Source organism: Bradyrhizobium sp. BR13661 (assembly GCF_029892425.1).
Taxonomy (GTDB): domain Bacteria; phylum Pseudomonadota; class Alphaproteobacteria; order Rhizobiales; family Xanthobacteraceae; genus Bradyrhizobium.
Genome location: NZ_JARXWB010000004.1, coordinates 161,920 through 174,506 on the forward strand (window position 1 = coordinate 161,920; position 12,587 = coordinate 174,506).

The following is a 12,587-nucleotide window of genomic DNA, read 5'->3' on the forward strand; positions in this document are numbered from 1 at the left end:
TATAGACCAAACGGTCTTAAAATGGCAAGAGCCCCCTCGCCTCGCAGGAATTCAGGACTCGAGCAAACTCTGCCGTCGCGAGCGGATCAGGCAGCTGTGTGCTACATGCTTCGCATTCAGACCGGAGGCGCGATCGCCTGCAACACGTCCCTGAACACGCCGAACTGCAATTTGAAAGCCTCAGGGCTATAGTCCTGATAATATCCCGCGGTCACCGCGACGACGAGATCGAGCTCCGGGACGATCCGGATCGACTGGCCGCCTCGACCCTGCGCGGCGATCGATTGGACGACACGCCCATTGAGCCGGGTGCTCCGCAGCCACCACAAATATCCATAGGACTGACCGTCGGTCGCCTTGAGCTTCATGGTGGTCGACGCCTCGATCCATGCCTTGGATACGATTTGCCGATCGTTCCCGCGACCACCTGCGAGGACGAGCTGGCCGATTTTCGTCATGTCGCGCGGCCGCAGCCGCAATCCACCGCCGGCATCGCTGTCGCCTTTGAACCTGCTCCACTCGAAGTCGGTGATGCCTAACGGATCGAACAGCACCTTTCGCGCGAATTCATCGAGCGGGCGGCCGGTGGCCTTGCGCACGATCGCCGAGAGCAGCGCAAGGGCGCCGGTGTTGTAGAAGAACTCCTGCCCGGCCGGTGCAGTCACGGGAAGGCCGAGGACATAGCGACAGGCATCCTGCGCCATGTGCATGCGTACCTCGTCGTTGTCATCGCCTGTCGCTGGCGTCGCCTCCACCCACTTCAGGCCCATCGACATCGTGAGCACATGTGAGAGCAGGATGCGATCCCTGTCCGGGGACCGCAGGTCGGACAATTCGGGAAAGAAGTTGAAGACCGGCTCGTCGATGCTTCGGATGAGGCCCTGGTCGATCGCGATCCCGATGACCAGCGACGCGACGCTCTTCGAGCACGATTTCAGATTGTGCAGTGTATCGGCGTCGAAGCTGACGTCCCTGACCCGGACGCCGAAGAAGCGACTGGGGACCTCATCAGATCCTTTGAAGTACCGCTCAAACGCCAGTCGACCGTGACGGGCGACCAGTACGGCATGAATGTTGGCGCCCGAGCTTTCGAGCCGATCTGCCATCCCGCACAGCGCGGCGTGGTTGATATCGTTGTCTCCGCTGGCAGACGCAACGGACCAGCCGTCCTCACGCTTCACTGGGCCAGCACAATTGGCCTGAGGGCCAGCAGAGACCGGCGTCGCCGCGATCGGCGTCAGAGCCGCCCCGCCAAGCAGCGACATGAATTGCCGACGTCTCATCCGGCTCTCTCTTGACTGGTTTTCTATTGCCGTGCCTTCGTGCTTGGCCTGTGTGCTCGTTGGGCCAGCAGCGGAAGTTGACCTCCGGGGTCACGCCTCCCCGTTTGACAGCCCGGCGCGGCGCAGTGCGTCGCACATCTTCTCGCGATACGATGGTGCGAAGCACCACATTTTATAGTAAGCGTCCGCCTCGCGTAACGTGAAGCCAGGCTTCAGTCTCAGCAACGTCGCGACGTGAGCCGCAGCCTCGTCCGTCCGGTCGAGAAACGGCAAGGTGTAGGCCATGTGCAGATGGCTGATCCAGAGTTGCTCGACATAGGATTGACGGAACGCGTCGAACGCCTTTGCATAGTCTCCATACGCAAACGCCCGTTTCGCGAGCGCCCACCACCACCACCGGGGGGTGCTAGGCCCCGTCAGAGCGATGCCCCTTTCAGCGAGCGCCACACCCTCGTCCCAGAAACCCGCATAAGCCATGAGATTGCCGAGCGGCCCGAGATTCTGCGGATCATTGGGGTTGAGCTCGATCGCTCGCGCCGTCTCGATGCGAAGCAAATCGGGTTGGCAAGCCATCCAGGCGGCTCGGGCAACGAGTCCGCGCACGAACGCATCATGCGGTGCAATTTCGACGGCGCGGTTTGCGGCTTCAACCGCAAGGTCGGCCAGATAAAGCCGTTGCTCGACGCTGCCGATCTCTCCCGTCGACGAGGGGAATCCCCAGGTCCTCTGGCTGTTGAATACGAGAACGAGAGCAGCCCACGCAGCAGCGTTTCGCGGCTGATCGCGGGTGAGCCGTTCCAGGCACTCGCGCGCTTTTGCTACGGGCTCGAGGACCGTTGCGTCCGTCGGAATCCCGATCACGCCCTGGACGATGCACTCGTATGGTGTCAGTTCCGAGCTCGGTTTGCTCTGGATGCGTTTGTATTCCGCAGCGCCAATGGCCCCCCAATAGCTGCCGATCATGGCGCTCGCCTGGCCTGACAGCTCATCTTGAATGGCCAGCAGGTTGGACGGGTTCACGTCGACCCTGAAGGTTTTGCTCCAAACCTGCGCGCCGGTCCGCGTGTCGGACAGATGAATATCGACGCGCGTCAACTCGCCGTCTTTTCGCAGATTGCCCTCGACCAGATAGTCCACGCCGAGTGCCGGGCCGATGTCAGCCGAGCTTTCAAAACGGTCCTTATAGGATTTGGCCACGTTTCGGGTGAGGACCCGCAACTCGCCGAAGCGGCTGAGCGCCGCGACGATCTGCTGCGTCAAGCCATCGGCAAGCGTATGACTGGTGTCGTCGCTGGCGTTCGCCTCGACGGGCCAGACGGCGACAGTCGGCCCCGCCGAGAGGTCCCGCGCAATCCGGACGGTCTGCTCCGGCAACACGATCATGTAGCCGCGCCGGGCGACGGTACGAACGAGGTCGCGGCCGGACTCGCCGAGCACGCGGCGAATATCGGAGACGCACTGTGTCAGAGAATCGTCTGTGACGGTGAGGCCCGGCCAATTGGCGGCCAGCAACTCGTCCTTGGAAACGACCCTTCCCGCGCTTTTCACGAGATGCCGGAGCACATCGAATGATCGCTGCCGCAAATCGACACGGGCGCCGGTCCTGTCGCGCAACTCCTCCTGCCGAAGATCGAGGGTAAAGTCGGCAATCTGAACCAGATCTGGAGCGCTCAGGCCGCCTGATTTGACGTCTTGAGGACGAATATTCACGTCTTGCTCCGGTAAACGGACGAATTGCTTGGCTTGCAACGACATTGCACCCGGCCGGTTACGCTTGCAAGCACGACAGCCTCCGCGGGCATCGCTCGAATTTCAGAACAGTTTCGGAGTAATTCGCCGTGATTTCAGGACGTCTGGCTATCGACCGTCTATGAATTCATCCTCGCTGATTGCGGAAACGCCCGAAAAAATCCTCGAAGCGAGGACGGGCAGATCACGAACGCGTCAAGGAGTTCATGATGATGGTTGGCTGGGTCGTGTTGATCACAGGGGGACTGACGGGCATCGGACGCGCCGCCGCAGTCGCCTTCGCAAAGGAAGGCGCGATCGTGGTCGTGGCTGGGCGACGCGAGGAAGCCGGTTCGGAATTGGTCCGGCAGCTTCGCACGTTCGGTCCGGAAGCCGAGTTCATCAAGGCAGACATTCGCAACGAAGATGACGTCCAGGCGATGGTCGACAAGACGGTCGCGCGGTTCGGTCGTCTTGACGTCGCGGTCAACAATGCAGGCACGGAGGGTACTCCTGGTCCGATCACCGAGCAGACCCCGGAGAGCTACGCAGCGACCTTCGACACGAACGTGCTTGGCGTGCTCCTTTGCATGAAACATGAGTTGCGCGTGATGCGATCGCAGGCGTTTGGCAGCATCGTCAACATCTCGTCGACCATGGGCAGCCGGGGCGCGCCGAACGCGTCACTTTACGTGGCGAGCAAGCATGCGGTCGAGGGGCTGACCAAGTCCGCCACGCTCGAGGCTGCTGCTTTCGGCGTGCGCGTCAACGCCGTTGCGCCCGGCCCCGTCGATACGGCGATGCTCGATCGCTTCACCGGCTCCGATGACCGCAAAGCGGGATTGATCGCAGGCGTTCCGCTTCGGCGAGCAGGCCGCCCCGAAGAGATCGCGGACTCGATCGTCTTCCTTGCGTCCGACAAGGCCTCGTTCATCACCGGCCAGATCATCAGCGCCAACGGCGGCAAAACCGCCAGCTGATCGACGCGACGGCTATCGTTTCTCAAACCCACGAAGGAAAAATCAACATGTCGACAAAACTCGAAGGCAAGATCGCACTCGTCACCGGTGGATCCCGCGGTATAGGCGCTGCGATCGCCAAGCGGCTCGCTGCTGGCGGCGCCAAGGTAGCGATCACCTACGCCAAGGGTTCGGATGCCGCGGCTTCTGTCGTCAAAGCGATCGAGGGCGCCGGCGGCAAGGCGATCGCAATCCAGGCGGATGCCACCGACCCCAAGGCCGTTCAGGCGGCGGTCGATAAAACGGTGAGCGCGCTCGGCAAGCTCGACATTCTCGTGAACAATGCGGGCACTGCGATCCCCAAGAAGTTCGAGGACACTACGCTGGAAGAGCTGGACCAGGTGATCAACCTCAACGTCCGCGGCGTCTTCATCGCCACGCAGGCCGCGCTCAAGCAGATGAACGATGGCGGTCGCATCATCTCGATCGGCTCGTGTGTTGGCGAGCGCATGATGACGCCGGGACTGGTGCCGTACTCGGCGACGAAAGCCGCGATCCGGATGTTCACGCAAGGGCTCTCGCGCGAGGTCGGCGATCGCGGCATCACCGTCAACAACATCCAGCCCGGACCGATCGATACCGATCTCAATCCGGCTGCCGGTGACTGGGCGACCCCGCAGAAGGCGGCCACAGCGCTCAACCGTTACGGCAAGGTGGAGGAAGTGGCGGCGCTGGCTGTCTTCGTCGCCAGCCCCGAGGCGTCCTACATCACCGGCGCGAACCTCACGGTGGATGGCGGCACGAACGCCTGACTGATTGCTCGAGGTGGCTGGGACAACTCAGGTCCTGGCCACCCAGTAGCCGCGCGCACCACCATTCAGCGCGGGACCGTCCCTGGCCTGAAGCGGCGAAAGATAACTAGAGGGATACACTATTCATCGCGCAGGCTCATGCGCTGTGAAGTTGCGATCCAACATTGCCGTGACACCGATTTCGCGCCCCTGGCGCATCCTTGCTCTGTTGTTCGTATCAATATTCGCTGCACTCACAGTCCGAAGCCCATACGACCCATTTCTGGCAACCCTTGCGGAAGAGGCGCTGGCAATCATCTGCCCAGGAACCGCGGCGACCAGGGGATTTAGCCCGCGACGATATCGCGTTGGACAGTCGGCGACTTCCGGCGGCAGCGACAACGGCTGCCCCCATTCCTTCGATGTTCGGACAATTCCATAGGCAAAGGAACCTGTCCCCCAGATGCGGTGCTCAGCACCAGGCTGGCGCCCTTTGTTGACGTCGAACCTGACGGTTCGCACGAGCGGGAAGCAGCGTTCCTGAAGCGGAAACTGCTGGACGTACTCGCGCACCGGTTCAAGAATCTCGCCGGGGTGATAGACAATATCGACTTCCAGCGCGCCGCCTTCACCCCTTCCAAGGTTCCTGTCCAAGGTGGCTTTGTCGACGAGCGCGGAGCCCGACTCCGGCGACGGATTGAAGGCAAATACCTTCGAAATGCGCGGACCGCGCCGCGAGGCGAACGCAGAAAATTCGGCCAAACCGGCCCCTAGCGAATGCCCTACGGAAACGATTTGTGTTGTTGCGCCCCTGTAGCAGGGCAGGCTCGTTATTCTACCGATAATGGCGTCGACGTTTCGCTGTAGCTGATGATAACCTTCATCAGCCGCCCAATCGGTAGCACGACGAAAATTGGAGAGGAAATCACCCGCCTTCTCGGTGCCGCGAAACACAATGCTCACTTCACTGCATCTGGTGGATCGCCTCTCGCGCGCCCAGACGTTGAACGCAGGCCCCGTATATGAGCCGATGAAGCGCCTCAATCTGCCTGGTAGCGCAGCCTTGCAGGACTCGTCCACCGGATAGTTTGCGTCCTTGTCGTGGAGGCACTGGATGTAGCCCTCGCTGCCAAATCGATAGCTCCACCCGCGCATAAGCGTCTTGGCATAGTCCGTAATCTCATCATGCGTTCCCAGGCCACTCACCGCCAGTTCAACGCCGGATCGACGCTGGGCACGCTCTTTTTCAAAATCACTAACCGGAGCATAGGCGCCGGCAGCCATGATCGCGTAAGGCGCGTAATAGCGGGCGCAAGGCGCCGAGTATTCTGCGCTGATTAGGCGGCCCTGGTCTTCCGAGATCCCAAAACCGCAAGGCGCATCACGCACCGATTGCGCAGCCGCAAGCTCTGGCAAAGTCAGTGTGCATATGCCCGCAACGAGAAAAATACGAAAAAAGAAATTTGCAAAATCTGGAAACATCGCCGGCCTCCAGGTTAGATATTGCGGCATTGCGCCATAACCCGTCTCGGTTGGCAAGTTATTTTGCGACCTTAGGTGGTATTTTTGCCATCGAAGTATCGCGCACCGGAGGAAGCCATTCGCTTCTGAGGGATCATCGAAAGTCCGACGACAATCGCGTAGATGCCGAAAATTCCGAATACGAGCGGGATACCGTACCAGGCAAGCCACCCTATGCGGACGGTATCATGCGCGTTCTCGACATAGCCGCCAAAGATCACGCAAGTCCCGACGCCCGCTTCATTTGTCCGGCAATTCTTGTCCGCAAAACTCGTCAAGGCCAGCCAGGGCCCGAAGTAAGGTAGGATTGCCAGGACACAGGTGACAGCGAAGCCTAGAACGAGACGCGTCAATCTGGCCGTCCAGCCGAGGCAAATCAGGATCAAACACAGAGAAAGCCACGCGGACACAACGACGTAGAACAAAACCAACCATGTGAACCGCTTGCCAACGGCGACCACAATCCAGCTTACGGCGCCCCCTAGTGTAAGATCGACGATGTTCGACAAACGCTCTGACGCAAAAGTGCACAAGCCCTTCTGATCCCAGCCCATGATTACGGCGCTGGTTCCTGTTGCGATGATGACCAATTCCGGCAGAAGCGGAATGATCATCAGGAGCAACAACAACAGCCGATAACGACGCGAACGGTGAAAGGATTGCGCGTTCATTGCCGAAAACCCGCCGATTGGATCGTCAGAACGCCAATTTGAGGTAGCAAAACTTTTTAATACGCCTTGTTGCGCCATCCGACCAGAGATTTCCACTAGTCATGTGTGCGCCCTGGGCCACGAACGGAGTACCGCCCTCACACCGGCGTATAGATCACGAGCTTCAGCGCAGGATCGTCATTGGCCTGAAAGCTGGTGTGCTCGAGATGCAGCACGCCCTTGGTCGGATGGGTCATGGTCTTGCGGCCCGACAAGGTGCCGTGCACCTCGTGCGCGCCCCACCATTTGACGAATTCGGGGCTGCCTTCGCGCAAGCGCGACAGCAATTCCGCAAAGGCGGGATCGCCGGCCCAGACGTCGTGGGTGGCGCGAAACATCGCGACCATGCGCTTGGCGACGTCAGCCCAGCCTGCGCCATACGATTTCCGGGTCTTCTTGTTGGTCATCATCAGAAGCAGCGTGTTGCGATCCTCCTCCGGCAGCCGTCCGAACGCGAAGATCTCCTCGGCCGCCGCGTTCCAGCCCAGCACGTCCCAGCGCCGCCCGGTGATGTAGGCCGGATGCGGGAGGCTCTCGACCAGCCGCAGGATCGGCGGCGGCACCACCTCGCGGATGAAGGGGCCCCTCGCGCCGTCGCGCGCGAGACCCCTAAGATGCGCATGCTCGGTCTTGCTGAGCCGCAGCGCCCGCGCTAGCGCATCGACTGTCGTCACCGACGGGCTGACGGTGCGGCCCTGCTCGAGCCGGATGTACCAGTCGACCCCAATGCCGGCGAGCTGAGCAACCTCCTCGCGGCGCAGCCCCGCCGTGCGGCGCCTCGCCCCCGGCGGCAGGCCGACGGCTTTCGGCGTGAGCTTTTCGCGGCGGGAGCGGAGGAAGTCGCCGAATTCGATGCGGCGGGGGTCGGCCATGGCGTGTTCTTGTGGATGGAGGGGCTTTGATAATACTAGGATAATACCAGGCCCTCGCCTGCCCGCAAGATAGGCGGTCGCTCCCATTGGTACGGCGTCGCGCAGGTGACCTTAACGACGTAAATCTGCCTGGCGGCCATCCGTACAAGTCTACGGTGCAGTGGGCTGGCTTCGAGCCTAAGCCCGCTTCGTTCGCTGTTGCTCATGGTTGAGATTCAGAGATTTGGACCAATCCGCCATGCGCCGTCCGATAACGATCGCTGGCCTCTCCACTACTCGATACATCAATTCGGCGATGAGCAGCGACAAGAGAACGGTTGCCGCGAAGATCCAAATTATGGGCATGCGGCCAGTCATCAAATGCGCCGCGGCGATCAAGACTGGAACGTGTATCAGATAGAGGCTGTAGGAAATTTTGCCAAGCCACATAGGGGCTGGAGTGGCGAGCGCCGCATCCGTTTTGGTGTCGGCAAAACTCAATACCACGATCAGCGTCGAGCCGATAGCCGTCGGTATGCCAGCGAGGATCGGAGATATTGAGAGCAGTGCGAGCGCGGTGCCCCAGAGCGCAAGGCGCACCGGCCAGTGCTGAATCTGAACTACCATCCTAATCGACTTTGAATTTTCGGCAACGGCTGCTCCCACTGCGAACAAATAGAGGAAGCGTCCGGTCGATAGCGGATCGAAGAGCCAGTCCGGCACATAGCGCTGCTCCAAGTAGCTGCAGGCCAACGAGATCACCAAGGCGCCAAAGCACGTCGCTCGCCAATTCCATTGAGTCGCAAGTGCGATGAGAGGGAAGAGAATGGAAATACGCATCTCGACGACGAGACTCCACATCGGATTGTCCAACGAGTGCAGGTCCTCGATATCGGTCATCGCCAGGTGAGCGGCCACCACCGAGAAAGTCGGGCGAAGTTGCCAGCTGGAATGATTGGCCCAATCGGTGAGGCCGTCCATAGGGGCCGCCCCTATAAGATGGTAGAGAGCCGCGGAGGCCAGAATCGCGACGCAGAACGGTGGGTAAATTCGCCAAAAGCGCTTGATCATGAACGGCCAATAGCCTTCCCGCCTTGAAACGAAGGCGAGGTGGAGGACGAAGCCGCTCAGCACAAAGAACAGCAGGACCGCTGATTGACCTGAAAACAGTACTCTGAGGGGCGTGTACTTGATCCACACGGGAGGCGTTTCGATCGCCAACAACCGCATGTGGTGGAATAGAACTGTCAAGGCTGCGATGCCCCGGACGGCATCAAGCGATTCAATTCGCATAACCCGAAAAACGCCCCTCCGTATATGATTGAACGGTGATACAAGGCGGTGGGGCGCGCCGCAACATGGCGTTGGCATTAACGTAACCGAGCGTCCACTCCGGCTGTGGCAACGTTCTCCCTCGGCTGCATGGCCTGCGCACCCGTCACACTGGGTCGACCGAATACTAGGATAATACCAGGCCTTCCTGTCCCTTCAAGGGCGCCGCATATTCGTATCACCCGTCTCTGAGGTGAACATCATGAAAGCTGCCGTGCTCAAATCCTTCGGATCCCCGCTCGCGATCGAAACCGTGCCCGACCCGGTGCTCGGCACCGGCGAGGTCATCGTGGACGTCGTCGCCACACGCGTGTTGTCCTACATGAACGAGGTCTTCAGCGGCGAGCGCAACTACGCGCTCGAGCTGCCGATCATTCCGGGCCCCGGCGGCATCGGCCGGGTGCGCGCGATCGGCCCTGATGCGACCAAGCTCAACGTCGGCGACTGGGTGTTCTGCGACCCGACCGTGCGCTCGCGCGACGATGTCGTGGCGCCCGATATCGCCCTGCAGGGGCTCACGGCCGCCGGCCCCGGCGGCATGAAGCTGCAACGGCATTTTCGCCACGGCTCCTACGCTGAGCAGATGCGCGTGCCGAGCGAGAACGTGAAGAAGCTCGGCCAGATCACGTCCGGGGAAGCCTCGCAATGGTGCGCGCTCGGAACCGCGCTGGTGCCCTATGGCGGCTTTCTCGCCGCAAAGCTTCAGCCGGGCGAGACCGTGCTGGTGAGCGGGGCCACCGGCAATTTCGGCAGCGCCGCGGTGGCGGTGGCGCTGGCGATGGGCGCGGCCTGCGTGGTGACGCCGGGCCGCAACGAGGCGGTTCAGGCCGACCTCGTCCGACGCTTCGGCGCGCGGGTGAAGCCGGTCAGGCTATCAGGCAATGAGGACGACGACCGCGAGGCGATGAAGCGCGCCGCAGGAGGCCCGATCGACTGCGTGCTCGACATCATGCCGCCCTTGGTGAGCACGAGTGTGGTGCGCGCGGCGGTCATGACGGTGCGCGCTTACGGCCGCGTCGCGCTGATGGGCGGTGTCGGCATGGCCGGCGGCGCCGGCCTTGAGCTCCCCTACCCCTGGCTGATGCGCAACTGCATCTCCATCCAAGGTGTCTGGATGTATCCGCCGGATGCGGCAACGCGCCTGATCTCGATGGTGCGCGCCGGATTGTTGCGGCTCGACGAATACCAGACGACCGACTTCGACCTCGACCACGTCAACGAGGCCGTCGCGCACGCCGCCGCCGTCAGCGGGCCGTTCAAATTGACGGTGATCAGGCCGTAATTGACCAGCCCGCTGCGGCGATGCGCCGTCGCAGCGGATACGTCTGATTGATCAGAGGGCTGGACGATGTGGCCCCGACGGGAGACGGCTGCTTCCGTCTACTGTGCATGGGGTTGTTTTCGCGGTTTTGTTATTCGAGCTCGACGACCTGGCCGTTCGACAGCGACACGCGCCGGTCCATGCGGCCGGCGAGCTCCATGTTGTGGGTCGCGATCAGCATCGAGACCCGGGTCGCCTTGACCAGCTGCATCAGCGCCTGGAACACATGGTCGGCAGTGTGCGGATCGAGATTGCCGGTCGGCTCGTCCGCCAGCAGCACGCGGGGCGCGTTGGCGACCGCGCGCGCGATCGCGACGCGCTGCTGCTCGCCGCCCGACAGCTCCGCCGGGCGGTGCGTGATGCGGTCGCCGAGGCCGAGATAGCCCAGAATCTCTTTTGCGCGCTTGACGCTCTCGGACTTCTTCAGGCCGCGGATCATCTGCGGCATCATGACGTTCTCCAGCGCCGAGAATTCCGGCAGCAGCCGATGCGACTGGTAGACGAAGCCGATGTCGCTGCGGCGCAGCTGGGTGCGCTCGATGTCGGGCAGTTGCGAGGTCGGCGCGCCGTTGACATAGACCTCGCCCGAGTCAGGCGCCTCTAACAGCCCCGCAATGTGCAGCAGCGTCGACTTGCCCGAGCCCGACGGCGCGACCAGTGCGACCGACTGACCCGCCCACAGCGCCAGCTTGGCGTTGTCGAGGATCGTCAGCGCCGCTTCACCCTGGAGGTACTGCCGCTTTATCTCGTGGAGATAAATGACCGGTACATCCTCAGCCCCCTGCTGCTCCATCAGCCCCTCACTCGTACCGCAGCGCTTCGACAGGATCGAGGCGCGCGGCGCGCCACGACGGGTACAGCGTCGCAAGGAACGACAGCGTCAGCGCCATGATGACGACGGCCGTGGTCTCGCCGACGTCGATCTCGGCGGGCAGTTTCGACAGGAAGTAGAGCTCCGGCGAGAACAGCTCGGTGCTGGTCAGCCAGGACAGGAATTGCCGGATGGATTCGATGTTGAGGCAGATCACGAGGCCGACGAAGAAGCCGACCAGCGTACCGACCACGCCGATCGACGCACCCGTGATCAGGAAGATCCGCATGATCGAGCCCTGCGAGGCGCCCATCGTCCGGAGGATCGCGATGTCACTGCCCTTGTCCTTCACCAGCATGATCAGGCCGGAGACGATGTTGAGCGCGGCGACCAGCACGATCATGGTCAGGATCAGGAACATCACGTTGCGCTCGACCTGGAGCGCGTTGAAGAAGGTCGAGTTGCGCTGGCGCCAGTCGACCAGGAACACCGGCCGGCCCGCGGCTTCCGTCACCGATTTGCGGAAGGCGTCGATCCTGTCGGGGTTGGTCGTGAACACCTCGATCGAGGTGACGTCGCTGCTGCGGTTGAAATAGGCCTGCGCTTCGGCGAGCGGCATGAAGACGAAGCCGAGATCGTATTCGGACATGCCGATCTCGAACACGGCGACGATCTTGTAAGGCTTGATCCGCGGTGTCGTGCCCATCGGCGTCACCGCCCCCTTCGGTGCCACCAGCGTCACGCTGTCGCCAGCGTGCAGCGACAGTTGGTCGGCGAGCCTGCGGCCGATCGCGACGCCCTGCCCGTCGTCAAAACCCTCGAGCGAGCCCTGCTTGATGTTCTTGGCGATGGAGGTGAGGTTGTTGAGGTCGTCGGAGCGGATGCCGCGCACCAGCACGCCCGAGGCGTTCCAGGGCGAGGACGCCAGCGCCTGGCCGTCGACGACGGGGGCCGCCAGCCGGATGCCCTGGACCTGGCTGATGCGCTCGGCGACGTCCTTCCAGTCGGTGAGCGGCGATTCCAGCGGCTGCACCAGAATGTGGCCGTTCAGCCCCAGGATCTTGTCGAGCAGCTCTTTCCGAAAGCCGTTCATCACGGCCATCACGATGATCAGCGTGGCCACGCCGAGCATGATGCCGAGAAAGGAGAACCCGGCGATGACCGAGATGAATCCCTCCTTGCGCCGCGCCCGCAAATAGCGCGCCGACAGCATCCACTCGAAGGGCGCAAAAGGCGCGGTCTGCACGGTTTCGGTCATGGTTTCATCCATCGCTTGATAA

General features: G+C 61.9%; 11 protein-coding genes. 3 read left to right on the top strand and 8 right to left on the bottom strand.

Annotation, left to right across the window (positions count from 1 at the left end):
* Positions 1 to 116 precede the first annotated feature (116 nt).
* A complete protein-coding gene (locus tag M2427_RS08420; protein ID WP_280705781.1) occupies positions 117 to 1,283 on the bottom strand; it encodes a serine hydrolase domain-containing protein in 1,167 nt (388 codons plus the stop codon).
* A 90-nt stretch (positions 1,284 to 1,373) separates the two neighbouring features.
* Positions 1,374 to 3,038, bottom strand: a complete 1,665-nt coding sequence (locus tag M2427_RS08425) for a winged helix-turn-helix domain-containing protein (RefSeq protein ID WP_280705782.1) — start codon at positions 3,036 to 3,038, stop codon at positions 1,374 to 1,376.
* Between the two features lie 203 nt (positions 3,039 to 3,241).
* On the opposite strand from M2427_RS08425, the gene M2427_RS08430 reads away from it, so the two are divergent.
* Together M2427_RS08430 and M2427_RS08435 are read left to right on the top strand one after the other, a co-directional pair.
* Positions 3,242 to 3,991 carry a glucose 1-dehydrogenase gene (locus M2427_RS08430; protein ID WP_280705783.1) on the top strand — a complete coding sequence of 250 codons (750 nt, stop codon included), beginning with the start codon at positions 3,242 to 3,244 and terminating at the stop codon, positions 3,989 to 3,991.
* Between the two features lie 47 nt (positions 3,992 to 4,038).
* A complete protein-coding gene (locus M2427_RS08435) occupies positions 4,039 to 4,782 on the top strand; it encodes a 3-oxoacyl-ACP reductase family protein (protein WP_280705784.1) in 744 nt (247 codons plus the stop codon).
* A 123-nt stretch (positions 4,783 to 4,905) separates the two neighbouring features.
* Here the strand turns inward: M2427_RS08435 and M2427_RS08440 are convergent, their stop codons facing one another.
* The 4 genes from M2427_RS08440 to M2427_RS08455 all read right to left on the bottom strand — a co-directional run bounded on the left by M2427_RS08440 (position 4,906) and on the right by M2427_RS08455 (position 9,136).
* Positions 4,906 to 6,243, bottom strand: coding sequence for a hypothetical protein (locus M2427_RS08440; protein WP_280705785.1), 1,338 nt, complete (start codon positions 6,241 to 6,243; stop codon positions 4,906 to 4,908).
* Positions 6,244 to 6,314: 71 nt separating this feature from the next.
* Positions 6,315 to 7,031, bottom strand: a complete 717-nt coding sequence (locus M2427_RS08445; protein ID WP_280705786.1) for a hypothetical protein — start codon at positions 7,029 to 7,031, stop codon at positions 6,315 to 6,317.
* Positions 7,032 to 7,090: 59 nt separating this feature from the next.
* Complete coding sequence (locus M2427_RS08450; protein WP_280705787.1) at positions 7,091 to 7,864, bottom strand: helix-turn-helix transcriptional regulator; 774 nt, start codon at positions 7,862 to 7,864, stop codon at positions 7,091 to 7,093.
* Between the two features lie 177 nt (positions 7,865 to 8,041).
* Positions 8,042 to 9,136 (bottom strand): acyltransferase, encoded by a 1,095-nt coding sequence (locus M2427_RS08455; protein WP_280705788.1) that lies wholly within the window; start codon positions 9,134 to 9,136, stop codon positions 8,042 to 8,044.
* A 241-nt stretch (positions 9,137 to 9,377) separates the two neighbouring features.
* Between M2427_RS08455 and M2427_RS08460 the strand changes: the two genes are divergently transcribed.
* Positions 9,378 to 10,457, top strand: coding sequence for a zinc-binding alcohol dehydrogenase family protein (locus M2427_RS08460; protein WP_280705789.1), 1,080 nt, complete (start codon positions 9,378 to 9,380; stop codon positions 10,455 to 10,457).
* 130 nt (positions 10,458 to 10,587) lie between these two features.
* Here the strand turns inward: M2427_RS08460 and M2427_RS08465 are convergent, their stop codons facing one another.
* The gene (locus tag M2427_RS08465; protein WP_280705790.1) at positions 10,588 to 11,289 is read right to left on the bottom strand and encodes an ABC transporter ATP-binding protein; all 702 of its coding nucleotides are present in this window, start codon (positions 11,287 to 11,289) and stop codon (positions 10,588 to 10,590) included.
* A 7-nt stretch (positions 11,290 to 11,296) separates the two neighbouring features.
* Positions 11,297 to 12,577: a lipoprotein-releasing ABC transporter permease subunit gene (locus M2427_RS08470; protein ID WP_212232535.1), complete on the bottom strand. Its 1,281-nt coding sequence runs from the start codon at positions 12,575 to 12,577 to the stop codon at positions 11,297 to 11,299.
* Positions 12,578 to 12,587 lie beyond the last annotated feature (10 nt).

What these genes read in the sequence shown, in the direction of transcription:
- M2427_RS08435 (WP_280705784.1), top strand. Translation starts at nt 4,039, where the DNA reads ATGTCGACAAAACTCGAAGGCAAGATCGCACTCGTCACCGGTGGATCC.
- M2427_RS08470 (WP_212232535.1), bottom strand. Translation starts at nt 12,577, where the DNA reads ATGGATGAAACCATGACCGAAACCGTGCAGACCGCGCCTTTTGCGCCC.
- M2427_RS08460 (WP_280705789.1), top strand. Translation starts at nt 9,378, where the DNA reads ATGAAAGCTGCCGTGCTCAAATCCTTCGGATCCCCGCTCGCGATCGAA.
- M2427_RS08450 (WP_280705787.1), bottom strand. Translation starts at nt 7,864, where the DNA reads ATGGCCGACCCCCGCCGCATCGAATTCGGCGACTTCCTCCGCTCCCGC.
- M2427_RS08430 (WP_280705783.1), top strand. Translation starts at nt 3,242, where the DNA reads ATGATGGTTGGCTGGGTCGTGTTGATCACAGGGGGACTGACGGGCATC.
- M2427_RS08420 (WP_280705781.1), bottom strand. Translation starts at nt 1,283, where the DNA reads ATGAGACGTCGGCAATTCATGTCGCTGCTTGGCGGGGCGGCTCTGACG.
- M2427_RS08425 (WP_280705782.1), bottom strand. Translation starts at nt 3,038, where the DNA reads ATGTCGTTGCAAGCCAAGCAATTCGTCCGTTTACCGGAGCAAGACGTG.
- M2427_RS08445 (WP_280705786.1), bottom strand. Translation starts at nt 7,031, where the DNA reads ATGGCGCAACAAGGCGTATTAAAAAGTTTTGCTACCTCAAATTGGCGT.
- M2427_RS08465 (WP_280705790.1), bottom strand. Translation starts at nt 11,289, where the DNA reads ATGGAGCAGCAGGGGGCTGAGGATGTACCGGTCATTTATCTCCACGAG.
- M2427_RS08440 (WP_280705785.1), bottom strand. Translation starts at nt 6,243, where the DNA reads ATGTTTCCAGATTTTGCAAATTTCTTTTTTCGTATTTTTCTCGTTGCG.
- M2427_RS08455 (WP_280705788.1), bottom strand. Translation starts at nt 9,136, where the DNA reads ATGCGAATTGAATCGCTTGATGCCGTCCGGGGCATCGCAGCCTTGACA.